The 14,934-nt window shown below is 65.3% G+C and carries 9 protein-coding genes; 7 read left to right on the forward strand and 2 right to left on the reverse strand.

Annotation, left to right across the window (positions count from 1 at the left end; genetic code table 11):
* Positions 1 to 363 precede the first annotated feature (363 nt).
* Positions 364 to 1,230 (reverse strand): energy transducer TonB, encoded by an 867-nt coding sequence (locus tag V7M64_RS17055; RefSeq protein WP_333680747.1) that lies wholly within the window; start codon positions 1,228 to 1,230, stop codon positions 364 to 366.
* Positions 1,227 to 2,189 carry a glutathione synthase gene (gene gshB, locus V7M64_RS17060; protein ID WP_333680748.1) on the reverse strand — a complete coding sequence of 321 codons (963 nt, stop codon included), beginning with the start codon at positions 2,187 to 2,189 and terminating at the stop codon, positions 1,227 to 1,229. The genes V7M64_RS17055 and gshB overlap by 4 nt, the downstream gene beginning before the upstream one ends.
* A gap of 370 nt (positions 2,190 to 2,559) precedes the next feature.
* On the opposite strand from gshB, the gene V7M64_RS17065 reads away from it, so the two are divergent.
* The 7 genes from V7M64_RS17065 to V7M64_RS17095 all read left to right on the forward strand — a co-directional run bounded on the left by V7M64_RS17065 (position 2,560) and on the right by V7M64_RS17095 (position 14,933).
* Complete coding sequence (locus V7M64_RS17065) at positions 2,560 to 2,964, forward strand: response regulator (RefSeq protein ID WP_126685391.1); 405 nt, start codon at positions 2,560 to 2,562, stop codon at positions 2,962 to 2,964.
* A 32-nt stretch (positions 2,965 to 2,996) separates the two neighbouring features.
* Positions 2,997 to 3,368, forward strand: a complete 372-nt coding sequence (locus tag V7M64_RS17070; RefSeq protein WP_333680751.1) for a response regulator — start codon at positions 2,997 to 2,999, stop codon at positions 3,366 to 3,368.
* Positions 3,368 to 3,913: a chemotaxis protein CheW gene (locus tag V7M64_RS17075; protein WP_333680784.1), complete on the forward strand. Its 546-nt coding sequence runs from the start codon at positions 3,368 to 3,370 to the stop codon at positions 3,911 to 3,913. Before V7M64_RS17070 ends, V7M64_RS17075 begins: the two co-directional genes overlap by 1 nt.
* A gap of 112 nt (positions 3,914 to 4,025) precedes the next feature.
* Positions 4,026 to 6,059 (forward strand): methyl-accepting chemotaxis protein, encoded by a 2,034-nt coding sequence (locus V7M64_RS17080; protein WP_333680752.1) that lies wholly within the window; start codon positions 4,026 to 4,028, stop codon positions 6,057 to 6,059.
* Positions 6,060 to 6,139: 80 nt separating this feature from the next.
* On the forward strand, positions 6,140 to 12,262 hold the full coding sequence (locus V7M64_RS17085; protein WP_333680753.1) for an Hpt domain-containing protein: 6,123 nt from the start codon (positions 6,140 to 6,142) through the stop codon (positions 12,260 to 12,262).
* A gap of 153 nt (positions 12,263 to 12,415) precedes the next feature.
* Positions 12,416 to 14,245, forward strand: coding sequence for a chemotaxis protein CheB (locus V7M64_RS17090; protein ID WP_333680755.1), 1,830 nt, complete (start codon positions 12,416 to 12,418; stop codon positions 14,243 to 14,245).
* A 211-nt stretch (positions 14,246 to 14,456) separates the two neighbouring features.
* Complete coding sequence (locus V7M64_RS17095) at positions 14,457 to 14,933, forward strand: chemotaxis protein CheW (protein ID WP_333680757.1); 477 nt, start codon at positions 14,457 to 14,459, stop codon at positions 14,931 to 14,933.
* Position 14,934 lies beyond the last annotated feature (1 nt).

Genomic DNA, 14,934 nt, shown 5'->3' on the forward strand with positions numbered 1-14,934 from the left:
CAGTGCCTTTGCAGATTTTCAAGTCGCTGGATTCCAGCTTTCGCTGGAATGACGTTGTTTTAGCTCTCCCGCAAGAACGGCGAAAAATTTCTCCGGACAGCAGTGCGCGAAAGCGGGAATGACGGCCATAGAGCTTCTGGCGCTTTTCGAGTCGCGGCATCGACAGGCGACGCTAAGCGCTTGTGATCCATCATGTCGCCATGGATTCGCAAAACGCATGCCGGACAGCAGTGGGCAAAAGCCGGGGTCCACTGACTTTTCGCGCCTGAAAGTCACTGGGCCCCGGCCTTCGCCGGGGTGACGATGCTTAAGTTGGTGCCATTGACCCCAATGGTGACATGGCTGGCTCGCCGTTCCGCTGGCTCACCGTGTTTTCAACACATCCCCGGGCTGAAACTGCCAGGTGCGTGTGATGTACAAAATGTCCACCTTTTCTTTGCTGTCCGGCGGTAGCGGCGGAAACGGTGCGCACAATTTCACGATCGCAATCGCCGCCTTGTCGATGACGCTGTTGCCCGAGCTTTGCGTGATGTCGATGTTGTTGAGACTGCCGTCGCGGTTCAAGCCGACCGTGAGGATGACGTCGCCATGCAGATGCTGCTCGCGCGCCTGCTGCGGGTAGTTGAGGTTGCCGACGCGCTCAATGCGATCGACCCAGCCGCGCATGTAGGCGGCGTAGACGTATTCCTTGGTATTGGCCGAGATGAATTTTTTGTGCGGACGCTTCGCATAGGCCTGGGATTGCTTGCGAACTTCCGCGGCCAGTTGCGCCGCCTCCTGGGCTACGCGCGCTTCATCGGCGGTGTCCTGGGTGTCCCGGGCATCTTTGGCGTTATCGCTGTTGACGCTGAAATTGGCCTGGCCCGTGGTGGTGAGCATGCGCTGGTCAGCGGCCTGCTGGGGCGACGGTGTCGCAGCGGTCACCGGCTGCGGCGCGGTGCCCTGGCTCGGCATGGGCAACAGGCCGGAGAAGGGTTGCGAGGGGCGTTGCGACTTGTCGCTTTCGCCGCCGCCCTTGTTGTTCGCCTGGGCCAGGAAGTCGGCCTTGTCCGGCGCCTCGCGGTTGGCGACGTTCACCAGCGTCACGTCCAGCGTAGGTAGCGCCGGGCGCGTCGCCACATAGCTGAAGCCGATGCCGAACAGCAGCAGGCCATGCACCAGCAGCGAAAAAACGAAGGTAGCCCCGATCTTGTTGTCGCCGGGGCGGCGGGGGCTTACAGCAGCATTCACGCGGGCGTGGTCTCAAGGGCGTCGAACAGCATTCCCGCGATATTAAGCCCGAATTGTTGGTCCAGTTCGCGCGCGCAGGTCGGCGATGTGACGTTGATCTCGGTCAGGTAGTCGCCGATCACATCCAGCCCGACGAAACGCAAGCCGCGGCGGCGCAATTGGGGACCGATTTCGGCAGCGATCCACCGGTCGCGATCGGAAAGCGGGACACCTTCGCCACGCCCGCCGGCAGCGAGGTTGCCGCGGAATTCGTCGCCCTGCGGAATGCGCGCGAGGGCGTACGGCACCGGCTCGCCATCGATCATCAGGATGCGCTTGTCGCCGGCGCTGATCTGCGGGATGAACTTCTGCGCGACGGTGAACTGCCGACCCTGGCCGTGCGAATCACCCTGCACCAGCGTTTCCAGCATCGAGTTGAGATTCTTGTCGCCGGCCTGCACGCGGAAGATGCCGCGCCCGCCCATGCCGTCCAGCGGCTTGAGCACGGCATCGCCGTGTTCGGCCACGAAGCGGCGCAGCTCGGCCGGGTCGCGTGCGACCAGGGTTGGCGCCATGCATTGCGGGAAGTGCAGGGCGAATACTTTCTCGTTGCAGTCGCGTAGCGCGCGCGGATCGTTCACCACTTGCACGCCGTCGCGCTGGGCCACGTCCATCACCAGGGTGTCATAGACGAATTGGGGATCGACGGGCGGGTCCTTGCGCAACAGCACGGTGCCCATCTCGCGCAAGTCGGTCCAGCGCGCATCACCGAGGGTGTACCAGCCGGCGGGATCGTCCTTCACGCTCAAGGGCCGCAACTTCGCCCACGGCGTGCCGTCGCGCAGGGCCAGGTCGCCCTGTTCCATGTAATAGAGAGGGTTGCCGCGGCGCTGGGCTTCCAGCAGCAGGGCGAAAGTCGTGTCCTTGGCGATCTTGATGCTGCCGATGGGATCCATCAGCACGGCGACCGAGCGGGGCATGGCGGTTCCGTTGGCAAGTGGGGCGTGCATGTTCGCCGAGGTGCTTGGGGCGCCACAAGCTCGGGGGCGTCACAAGGATGAGCTATGCGCAAATTTGGGCAGGTCAGGGGCACTCTTTTGTCCGAAGGTGCCACTATGGGTCTTCTTTCACATTTGTGTCCGCGATTTTGGTGATAAGCCCCACCACCACAACGTTTTTTCCTTGACGGAAGACCGCCCAGGCAGTAAACAGCAACGACGGAGCGCCCGACGCAGATCGGGTACCGAACAACAGTTGCGCAGGAATTTTTCATCTGCGTCCGGTGGGTGGCCCGTTTGCTGCTTGCCGGATGACGTACCTGAGCCTGGGGCAGGCAGCAGGGGGGGTTAAGTGAACTTGAACGTAGCTACGAACGGCCTGGCTGGTCTGAAGGTCATGGTTATCGATGACTCCAAGACCATCCGCCGTACGGCGGAAACCTTGCTCAAGAAAGAAGGGTGCGAGGTGCTTACCGCTGTCGACGGCTTCGAGGCGCTGGCCAAGATCTCGGACCAGAAACCGGCCATCATCTTCGTGGACATCATGATGCCGCGATTGGACGGTTATCAGACGTGCGCGCTGATCAAGAACAATCCGCAATTCCGTTCGACGCCGGTGATCATGCTGAGCTCGAAGGACGGCTTGTTCGACAAGGCGCGTGGCCGCATTGTCGGTGCAGAGCAATACCTCACCAAGCCGTTCACCCGCGATGAATTGCTTGGCGCCATCCACCGACATGTCGCCAGCACGGTATAAGGCCCGTGAACACAAGCTCTAAAGGGGGAGCCGTGGCCAACATTCTCATCATCGACGATTCGCCCACGGACGTGCGGGTGTTCTCCACCATGCTCGAACGGGCAGGGCATCGCGTCGATTCCGTCAACAACGCCGAGGACGGCATCGAACGCGTGCGCGCCACGCGGCCGGACCTCGTGATCATGGACGTCATCATGCCGGGCATGAACGGCTTCCAGGCCACGCGCACGCTCACGCGCGACCCGGCCACCGCCGACGTGCCGATCGTGATCATCACCACCAAGTCGATGGAAACCGATCGCGTGTGGGGCATGCGCCAAGGCGCCAAGGCCTTCATCACCAAGCCGGTGAACGAGAAGGACCTGCTCACGTGCATCAACGAGTTGCTGCCGAAGGCGGCGTGATGACTGTCTCGGCCGCCCAGTCGCCTTTTGAAGTCCTGGCCCGCTACGAGCGGCTTTCGCTGGCGCACGCGTCCGGTACGCAGGAGCGCTTCGAAGCGCCCGGCCTGTGGCGAGGCATCGGTTACCGCGCCGGTAATTCCCTGTTCGTGAGCGCGATCGACGAGATCAACGAGCTGCTGGCCGTGCCGCCGCTCACGCCGGTGCCCGGCACCCAGCCGTGGTTGCTGGGCGTGGCGAACGTGCGCGGCAATTTGATGCCGGTGGTCGACATGGCACGCTTCCTGTTCAGCGAGCGCACGCAGCACTCCGAGCGCGCACGCCTGCTGGTGGTACGCCAGGGCGGCGGCAGCGTGGCCTTGCTGGTAGACGAAGTCTTCGGGCAGCGCACGGTGGACGCGGAACAGCGCCGCGGCGCCGAACGCGAGGACGATCCGCGCCTGACGCGCTTCGTCGAGGATCGCGTAGAGGTAGACGGACAGCGCCTGGCGCTGTTCAGCATGGGCCGGTTGGTTCGCGCGCCTGATTTTCGCCAAGCGGCCGCCTGATGGCGCGTGGCGGACGGGCGCGAGTGACGCCCGGAACAGGGGCTAGGGCTTCGGAAATTCTTGACCGACACGCTTGGCGTGCCGGGTGCAGTAGACGGATGAGGTGAAGAGCATGAGCACTACAGGGGGCGTCGGCAAGGAACGGGGATACACCATCCTCATCGTCTTGCTGGTGGTTTCGATCGGCTTCGCAGCCGTCGACTTCGTATTACTCAACCTCAAGAACGGCGAAGACCGCCAGGCGATTGCGTTGACCACGCAGATCCAGGTGTTGTCGCAGCAGACCGCCAAGTACGCGCTGGAAGCTTCCGGCGGTAACGCGGACTCGTTCGCCGAGCTTGAAAACGCGCGCGACACCATCGACTCGGCCGTGCAGCGGCTGGTCAGCGGCGACACCAAGACCGGCATGAAGCCCTATGCCGACAAGAACGTCACGCCCACCGGCCGCTCCGTCAGCAAGCTGGCCGACGCCTGGAAGCAGCTCGACGGCGACATCGGCAAGATCCTTTCCAACAAGGCCGTGGTGCTCGATTCGACGCAGCGCGCGGACGATCTTTCCAAGCAGTTGCCGCTGCTCAACTCCGACATGGAGCAGGTGGTCGGCATCCTGCAGCAGCGCAAGGGCAGCAGCGCCGACGAAATGCTTGGCGCCTCGCGCCAGATGTTGCTGGCCGACCGTATCATCCGCCGCGTGCAGGAAGTGCTGCAGGGTGGCGAATCGGCACAGGCATCCGCCGACGGCCTGTCGCGCGACGCACAGAGCTACGGCGAAGTGCTGCAAGGCCTGTTGCAAGGCAACCAGAGCATGGGCGTGCAGCAGCTGAGCGACGCCAACGGCCGCAAGATCCTTTCGCAGATGCAGGGTGACTGGACCAAGCTGAGCGAGCCGGTCGCCAAGCTCGTCGCCGCCGCCAACAACCTGGCCGAAGTGAAGAGCGCCGGCAACCAGGCTTCGCTGGATTCGCAGAACGTGCTGCTGCGCGCGAACGACCTGGCCGAACAGATCGGCCAGCTGCCGGTGCGCCGCCTGTTCCCGAACGTGGGCTGGGGCGTGGTCGGTGCGCTCGGCGCGGTGGCCTTCGCCGTGCTGCTGGTGTTCCAGCTTGTTACCGATCAGCGCCGCCGCTTCCGCGAAAGTACCGAACTCAACCAGCGTAACCAGGAGGCCATCATGCGCCTGCTGGACGAAATGGGCTCGCTCGCCGAAGGTGACCTCACCGTAAAGACCACCGTGTCCGAAGACATCACGGGCGCGATCGCCGACTCGGTGAACTACGCCATCGACGAGTTGCGCACCCTGGTGACGACGATCAACGAGACCTCCGAGCAGGTGTCGTCCTCGGCGCAGGAAACACAGACCACCGCGCGCCATCTGGCCGACGCGGCGAAAGCGCAGGCGCATCGCATCAGCACGGCGACCACCGCGATCAACCAGATCGCAAGCTCGATGGACGACGTGTCGAAGAACTCCGCCGAATCGGCCGACGTGGCCGAACGCTCGGTGCAGATCGCCTCGCGCGGCGCCGAAGTGGTGCGCGAAACGATCTCCGGCATGGACTCGATCCGCGACCAGATCCAGGAAACGTCCAAGCGCATCAAGCGGCTGGGCGAGTCCTCGCAGGAAATCGGCTCGATCGTGGAACTGATCAACGACATTGCCGAGCAGACCAACATCCTCGCCTTGAACGCGGCCATCCAGGCGGCGTCGGCGGGTGAAGCGGGCCGCGGTTTCGCGGTGGTGGCGGACGAAGTGCAGCGCCTCGCGGAACGCTCCGCGAGCGCGACGAAGCGAATCGAAACGCTGGTGCAGACGATTCAGTCCGACACCAACGAGGCGGTGAACTCGATGGAACAGACCACCGCCGAAGTGGTTGCCGGTGCCCGCAAGGCCGAGGACGCCGGCAGCGCGCTGGGCGACATCGAGCGCGTTTCGCACGACTTGTCCGCGCTGATTCAAAACATCTCCGCCGCGGCGCGTCAGCAGTCGATCGCCGCGACGGACATTTCGCAATCCATGAACGCGATTCAGGAAATCACCTCGCAGACGTCGCAAGGCGCAAGCCAGACGGCCGAATCGATTGGTTACCTCGCGCAACTGGCCAGCGACCTGCGCCGTTCGGTGGCGCACTTCAAGCTGCCGGGTTGATAGGTGTTACTGGGCATTCACAAGAGGGCAACCTCGACGGTTGTGTCTGGCGCCAAGGGCGCAGCCGCTGAGGGGGGCGTATGAGACTTCAAGACCACATCGATTTCACCACGCTCCAGTGGGTCAAGCCCGAGCTTGACGAGACGCTTGCGCTCGCGCGACAGGCGCTCGAATCCTACGTGGACAATCCCGGCGAGCGCGACGTCATGCGCGGCTGCGCCGACAACCTGCACCAGGTGCAAGGCACGCTGCGCATGGTCGAGCTGTACGGCGCGGCGATGGTCGCCGAGGAGATGGAAACACTCGCCATCTCGCTGCTCGAAGACCACATCCGCCATCGCGAGGACGCCTACGCCGCGCTGATGCGCGGCCTGATGCAACTGCCCGATTACCTGGAACGCCTTTCGAGCGGCCATCGCGACGTCCCGGTGGTGCTGCTGCCGCTGCTCAACGAACTGCGCGCCAGCCGCGAGCAGGAAGCATTGAGCGAAGCGGCGCTGTTCACGCCCAATCTTGAAGCCGCGTTGCCGCCGCAGGCGCCGGCCGCCGCCGGTCCCGTCGACCCTCAGCGCCGCAAGAGTGAAATCAACGAACTGCGCCTGCGCTTCCAGCAACAATTGCTGGCATGGTTCCGCGGCCAGAACGGTCCGCAGCAGCTGAGCGGCATGCGCAATGCACTCACGGCCATCGCCGCGCGTTGCAGCACCGTGCCCGGTCGCCGCCTGTGGTGGATCACCTCGGGCGTGCTGGAAGGTCTTGACCAGGGCATGCTCAAGGCCCAGGCCGCCGACGTGCGCCAGTTGGTCGGCAAAGTCGACCGCAGCATCCGCCAGCTGATCGAGCAAGGCGAAGACGCCCTGCAGGGTGGTGATGCGGATGATCTGGCGCGCAAGTTGCTCTACATCGTGGCGCAGGCCAAGCAACGCAGTCCGCAGATGCAGCAGCTGGCGCAGACGTACAACCTCGACAGCCTGATGCCTGACGCCACCGAGGTCGAGCATGCCCGCGGCTCGATGGCTGGCCACAACCGCGCGTTGCTCGATTCCGTCGCGCGTGCGTTGAAGGACGACCTGCTGCGCGTGAAGGAAGCGCTGGACCTGTTCATGCGCCAGAACGATGCCGATCCCTCGCAACTTGGCGCCCAGGCCGAAGTGCTGGAGCGCGTTGGCGATACGCTCGGCATGCTCGCGCTCAACGTGCCGCGCCGCGTGGTGAACGAACAGCGCCGCGTGCTGGAAGAAGTCGCCAACCGCCTGCGCAGCCCGGATGAAGAATCCCTGCTCGACGTGGCCGGCGCGCTGCTCTACGTCGAAGCCTCGCTGGACGACCACATCGAAAGCCTCGGCGCGGAAACGCCGCCGGAGGAAGAAGAACACAAGGTGGCGATGCTGCCGCGCAGCGAAGCGCGGCACATTCTCGCCACGCTGATGAGCGAAGCCGTCGGCAATACCGGCAAGGTGAAGAACGGCATCGTCGCCTTCGTCGAATCCGGCTGGCAGCACGATCAGCTCGACGGCCTGCCGGCGATGATGGACGAAGTGGCCGGCGCGATGCGCATGCTCTCTTCGCCCCGCTCGGCGCAGATCGCCGAAGGCGTGGGCCGCTTCATCGGCAACGAGCTGTGCATCGACAAGCGCATTCCCAGCAGTGTGCAGATGGACCAGCTCGCCGACGCGCTGGCCGCGCTGGAGTATTACCTGGAAGCCGCGCGCGAACATCGCGGCGGACTGGACCACGTGCTCGATGTGGCCGAGCACAGCCTCGGCGGCCTGGGCTATTGGCCGCCGCCGCTGGCCAAGGCCGCGGCGGAGACCGTCCGCGCAGCCGCCGCTCCGGCACCCGCGCCGATGGAGGCGTTCGACGCTGCGCCGGCGCCCATGCAGAGCGAGCCCGCGCTGAACGAATCGGTCAGCGTGGCGCACGGTGAAGACGCCAGCGGGCTCTTCATCGGCAGCAGTGAAACACCCGTGCCTATCGGACACGACATCACGGGTCTGCACTTGGTTGAAACCGAGGCGTTGACGCATGCGCCGGTCGTCAACGAAGGCGAAGACTGGATCGAGATCGAAGAAGAAATCGAAGAGCAGGTGTCCGGCATTGATCCGCTGGCCGCCACCGCCGGCTTCCAGGCCAGCACCGACGGCATCGACGACGACATCCGCGACATCTTCCTGGAGGAAATGCAGGACGAGATCAGCAACCTGCGCCAGACGCAGCAGGCGTGGATGACCGATCCCACCCAATTGCCCGCGCTCACGCCGATCCGCCGTTCGTTCCACACGCTGAAGGGTTCCGGCCGCCTGGTCGGTGCGGCGGTGCTGGGTGAATTCGCCTGGCGCGTGGAGAACATGCTCAACCGTGTGCTCGACGGCACCGTGCCGCCGCACTCCGGCGTGCAGGCGCTGATCGGCCACGCCATCGATGCGCTGCCGCAGCTGTATTCGATGCTGAAGGAAAACACCGTTCCGACGGCACCGCTCACCGGCATCATGCAGGCGGCCGATCATCTTGCGGCCGGCGAGCAGGCCAGCATGGAACAGTTCGCCACCAGCGGCACGCAGACCGTGCGTCGGGTGGTGCATCGCCGTGTTCCGCGCGTATCGCCCGAGACCGTTCCCACCGCCACGCATACCGATCATTCGGCCGCGGCCATCCTGCCGTTCGAAGCGCCCGTACCGGCGGCCGGCATGATCGACGCGCCGGTGTTGCCGCCGGTCGATCCGGTGCTGCTGGAAATCCTGCGCAGCGAAGTGGCGCAGTACCTGCAGACCATCCGCAATGCCGTGACCTACGCCCAGGGCGACATCCCGGTCGAGGACGGCCTGCTGCGCGCCGTGCACACGTTGCATGGTGCCATCGCCATGGTCGACATTCCGCTGTTGATCCAGCTGCTGTCGCCACTGGAAAGCCTGCTCAAGCGCCTGCGCGCGGCGGGGGAGCCGCTCTCCGGCGAAGGCGTGCGCCTGTTGCGCCAGAGCGCCGACGTGGTCGACGAGGTGATGGCGCAGTTCGATGCATCGCATCCGCAATTGCCGGATGCCTCCGCCATCATCGCGCGCCTCACCGAGTTGCGTGATCACCAGCCCGAGCCGCAGATCGCCCACGTGGTGTTCGAACCGCACGCGGTCGAACCGGTGTCGTTCGAGCCAGTCGAACCGCCCGCCCCGGTTGCTGCGCCGGCCGAGCCAGTGGAAGAACAACACGCGCCGCTGGCGATTGAACCGCCAGCCGAAGCGCCGCCCGGCGCGGACGAGGATTACACCGCCGAACTGCTCGAATCGCTGGCTGCCGAAGAGCCGGCTGAAGCCGAGGCGGTGCAACATCATCGCGAGCCCGAACCCAGCGCCGAAGATGCGGAATTTGCCGAACTGCTCGCCAGCCTCGAGGCGCTTGACCCTGGGCATGCCGTCGCCGATCCGGTGGCCGACGAACCGGCAGCGATCGAGCATCATTTGGACGTTGAGCGCGACGCGGAAAACGAGCTGATCGACCAAGCGCTGCCCGAACAGCCCACGCACGACGAGCCTGTGCATGCGTTGGTCGAGCAGCCCTCGTTCGAGGCGACGCCTGCACTCGAACCCGAAGCGGTCGAGCACGATGTCGGGCATGCCGCCGAACTGCCGCCGGAGGAACCGGCCGCCGAACCCGTTATCGAAACGCCGCATCCCGACGAGCCGGGCGCCGAGGCGGTTGCAGAAGCGCTGCATCACGAAGAAACGATGGCTGGTGCGTCGGTTGCCGAAGCACCGCCTCACGAAGCACCCTTGACGGCCGATCTGCCGCCATCGCAGGAAGCGATCGAACGCCAGCCGGCCGGCGAGCTGATGAGCTTCCACCACATCGATCCGGACTTGCTGGAAATCTTCAGCGAAGAGGCGCGCGAGATTCTCGACGACGCTGACAGCACGCTGGCGAAGTGGCATGCCGAGCCGACCGACGTGTCGCACATGGCAGGCCTGTTGCGTGCGCTGCATACCCTCAAGGGTGGCGCGCGCATCGCGGGCGTCACGCCGGTGGGCGATCTCAGCCACGCGCTGGAAAGCTTGCTGGAGCGTTCGCACGGCATCGATCCGGATAAGGCCGCGCCGCTGATCGGCACGCTCGAAGCCGCTTTCGACGAAATGCATGGTTTGGTGCAGCGCGTATCGCAGGGCCAGGCGATTGCCTATCCCCACGCGATGGTTGCGCGCTTGCAGGGCGGCACGCAGGAACCCGCGGCGCCGGTCGCCGAAGCTCCCGCGCCTGCCCCCATGGCTACCGCACCGGCACCGCAACTCGGCGCGGAAGAACTGCCTTCGCTGCTGCCCCTGGAAGACGAACCGCACGGCGAGGAAGCCGGCCGCACCGCGCAGGAACAGATCCGCGTCCGCGCCGAACTGCTTGACAGCCTGGTGAACCACGCCGGCGAAGTGGCGATCTACCGCTCGCGCCTGGAACAGCAGGTATCGGCCTACCGCTTCAACCTGGTCGAACTCGAACAGACCGTGTCGCGTCTGCGCAGCCAGCTGCGCATGCTGGAAATCGAAACCGAAGCGCAGATCATCGCGCGCTTCCAGCGCGAGCATCGCGATGCGGGCCTGGCCGTGTTCGATCCGCTCGAACTCGACCGCTTCTCGCAATTGCAGCAGTACTCGCGTGCCCTGGCCGAGTCGGTATCGGACTTGGTGTCGATCCAGAGCATGCTGGACGAACTCACCCGCCAGGCCGAAACGCTGCTGATCCAACAGTCGCGCGTCAGTTCGGAGTTGCAGGAAGGTCTGCTGCGCACGCGCATGCTGCCGTTCGACACGATGGTGCCGAACCTGCGCCGCACGCTGCGCCAGGCCGCCCAGGAAGAAGGCAAGAGCGCGCAGTTGTACGTGGAAGGCGCGCACGGCGAAATGGACCGCAACCTGCTCGACCGCATCAAGGCGCCGTTCGAGCACATGCTGCGCAATGCCGTCGCGCACGGTATCGAAACACCGGCTGAGCGCCGCAAGGCGGGCAAGCCGGAAGAGGGCGCGGTGCGCATTCGCGTGGCGCGCGAGGCTACCGAAGTGGTGATTCGCGTCAGCGACGACGGCCGCGGCCTCGATCGCGAGGCGATCCGCGACCGTGCGATCGAGCGCGGGCTGATCCGCCCGGATACGCGCCTGTTCGACGACCAGTTGCTCGCACTGATCACCCAGACCGGCTTCTCCACCGCCAGCACCGTCACCCAGCTCGCCGGCCGCGGCGTGGGCATGGACGTGGTGGCCAGCGAGATCAAGTCGATGGGCGGTTCGCTCGCCATCGAGTCGCGTCAGGGCGAAGGCACCACCTTCGTGCTGCGACTGCCGTTCACCCTCGCGGTGACGCAGGCGATCCTGGTGCGCATCGGCGAATCCGCCTTCGCCATCCCGATGACCTCGGTGCAGGGCGTCGCCCGCATCAGTCCGGATGAACTGGCGCAACGCCTGGCCGAAGAAAACCCGCAGTTCGACTACAACGGCGAGGATTACGCCGTGCACGACCTGGCCCAATTGCTCGGCGTGGTCCCGGGCATCAGCGACGAAGAACAGCTGCCGCTGCTGCTGACCCGCTCGGGCGAACTGCGTGGCGCGATCCGCGTCGACGCCGTGATCGGCTCGCGCGAAATCGTGGTGAAGTCGGTCGGCCCGCAGGTGAGTTCGGTGCCGGGTATTCTCGGCGCGACCATCATGGGCGATGGCTCGGTGCTGGTGATTCTCGACCTCGCGCCGCTGGTGCGCCATGGCGTGGCCCGTCGCGAACAGCGCCTGGCCGAAGGCCTGGAATACGCCACCACCGCGCCGGTGATCGAGGAAGTACGCGTGCGCCCGCTGGTGATGGTGGTGGACGATTCGATCACCATGCGCAAGGTCACCGGCCGCGTACTCGAACGCCACGAATACGAAGTGGAAACCGCGAAGGACGGCCTGGACGCGCTGGAGAAACTGCACGAGCGCGTACCCGACCTGATGTTGCTGGACATCGAAATGCCGCGCATGGACGGCTACGAACTGGCGACACAGATGAAGTCCGATCCGCGCCTGCGCCACGTGCCGATCATCATGATCACCTCGCGTACCGGCGAAAAGCATCGCCAGCGTGCGTTCGACATCGGCGTGGAGCGTTATCTCGGCAAGCCCTACCAGGAAGCCGAATTGCTGGCGCAGATCAGCGAAGTACTGGAGCAGCACGCGCAGGAGCCGGTGAATGAGTGAACATAAGAGCCTGCCTTCACGCCCCCAGCACCCCGCATTGCGCCTGAGCGGTCGCCATGCGGCTGCGCGCGGCTTGACCAGACGGCCAGTCTGGCGTCGCGCCACGTGCAACCAGCTGACAGCCGCTCAGGCGCAATACGAGGCACATGGGGTATGAAGGAAGGCTCTATTGCGGCTGCGCTGCTCTTCGATGACGTGGAGTTAGGTGGTCATCTGCGCGCCGCACTGTCCGAGCACGGCGCACGGATCGCGCACGAAGGGCCGGTAAGCAGCTTCGACGTGGTCAAGCTGCGCCAGGCCGGCGTGAACGTGCTGGTCGTAAACCTGGACGACTCGGTGGACGACACCGCGCTCGACCTGATCTACGAGCTGGTCGCCGCCGGCGACATTCCCGTGGTGTTCAACGACGCCCAGGCCAGCCGCGGCCTGGACGGCTGGGACCGTGCGCGCTGGGCGCGCCACCTGGCGGCCAAGACGCTCAACACGGACACCATCGATCCGCCGCGCCCCGAGAACGCGCAGCCGATAGTGTCGCCGCCGGCCGCGGCGCCGGCTCGGCCCGAGCCACAAGCGGAGGCGGTCGCGCTGGCTGAGCCGGAACTCGCATCGGCGGTTCCCGAGCCGGTGCAGGAGTGGGCGCCAGCGATCGAGCCCGAACTCGAATCGACGCCGACGCCGACGCCTGCGCCGGCATTGGCATTCGAACCCGTCCCGGCATTCGAACCTGCGGCATCGACCGAGGCGTCGCTTGCCGACGTGCTGCAGCAGCAGGACGACGCGCCGAGCCAGGCGGAGATCTCCGAGACGCTGGCGAACGAACTGGAAGCCTTGCTTGCGAGCGGCGACGCCACCGAGCACGTGCCGGAAAGCGAATTCGGTTCCCTGAAATTCACCGCGGAAGACGAGCTGCCGCCCTTGCACGATGGCAACTTCGGTTGGCAGGACGAGCCGCGCGCGGCGCCGGAACCGCACGAACACATACCGACGGCGGCCGGCTTCGCGCCGGCTCCCGAAGCCGCGCCAGCGCCGTCGCCGGCACGCATGGACGCACCGGCGTTCAACATCAACCTGGATCACTTGTCGCTTGCCTCGCACGGCGAGGAGTTCACGCCGCCCGTGATCGAAACGAAGACGCTGGCGCAGCAGACACCTGCCGCGCCGGAATGGGGCTTCGTGGATGAGAGCGAGCATGTCGCGGCGCCGCCGTCCGATGGCAAGGCATCGTTTGGCGTCGAAAAGGTCAGCGCCGCCGATTACCTGGCGCCCGATGCGGAGTCCCTGGAACACGAATCGCCCGTCGAACCCGGCATGACCCTGGAATTGGTGTCGATGGAAGAAGCCATCGCGCCCAAAGAAGAGTACCAACCGTTCGAGTCGCATCTGCACGAGCTGGATACTGCCTTCGCGCGCTTGCTGGTGCTGGGCGCGGCACGCGACAGCGGCGCTTCGCTGGGGGCTTTCCTCGCCGCCTTGCCGGGCGATTTGAAGCTGCCGATCCTGCTTACCCAGCATCACGCGCAGGATGCACTCGAGCAGTTGGTTTCTTCGCTGATGGCGAGTTGCGATCTGCCGATCAAGGTGGCGACGGCCGGCATGCGCACGCGCAGCGGCGAAATCGTGGTGGTGCCGCGTGGCCAACAGGTGCGCATCACCCGCGATGGCCGCGTGGACGTGAGCGCCGCCAACGACGACGTCAGCGGGCAATCGCCCTCCATCGACAGCAGCTTCACCATGGCCGCCAACGTCTACGGGCGCGACGCGCTGGCCATCGTCTTCGCCGGCCAGGCCACCGACGCCGTGGCCGGTGCGCAAGCCATCCACGATCGCGGTGGGCAAGTATGGGTGGAAGCGTCTTTCAGCGATCACTACACAGACATGGTCAACGGCGTGATGGCCGAACGCCTGGCTAGTTTTTCCGGTTCGCCGCAGGAGCTTGCGGTACGTTTAATGGATGCTCTGGACCCTTCTGGGCGGGTGGCATGATGTCCAGAAGGCATGCAGGGTGTGCTACGCGGCGCAGGCTGCGGGCTTTCGGGACATCACCTTCCGGGGCGGCCCCGTCTGTTTGCATATCTTCGGTCCATCGTCTCGACAGACGGCCAGTCTGCCTGCGCCGATGGCCCCGTGATCTGCAAACGGACAGGGCCGGTGACACCCGACCAGAATGGTTCAGAGCATCCAACGAGGATTTCCGATGAGCGAACAACCCTTACCCCGCGAAATCCGCTGCGTCCTCGTGCCGGTCGGCAACCTGCGCCTGCTGCTGCCCAACGCCACCGTGGCCGAAGTCATCACCTTCGCCAACGCCGAACCGGTACCGGATGCACCCGAATGGCTGCTTGGCCGTATCGCATGGCGCGGCTGGCGCGTGCCGCTGGTGTCGTTCACCAAGCTGGCCGGTGCGGAAGAAGGCGATGCGGAACTCGCCGTGCGCGTAGCCGTCCTGAAGGCGCTGGGCGACAACCCGGACGTGCCATTCGTGGCCGTGGTGACGCAAGGTTTCCCACGCCTGACCACGCTCAACTCCGAGCTGATCATTCCCACCCACGACGGCAAGCCGTTGCCGCGTGGCGTGAAGGCACAGGTGCTAGTGCGCGACGATATCGCGGTGATTCCGGATCTCGAAGGGATCGAAAGCGAAGTGACCGAACTGCTGCGGCAGGCGAGCTGAT

This window comes from Dyella sp., from assembly GCF_036746095.1.
Classification (GTDB): domain Bacteria; phylum Pseudomonadota; class Gammaproteobacteria; order Xanthomonadales; family Rhodanobacteraceae; genus Dyella_B.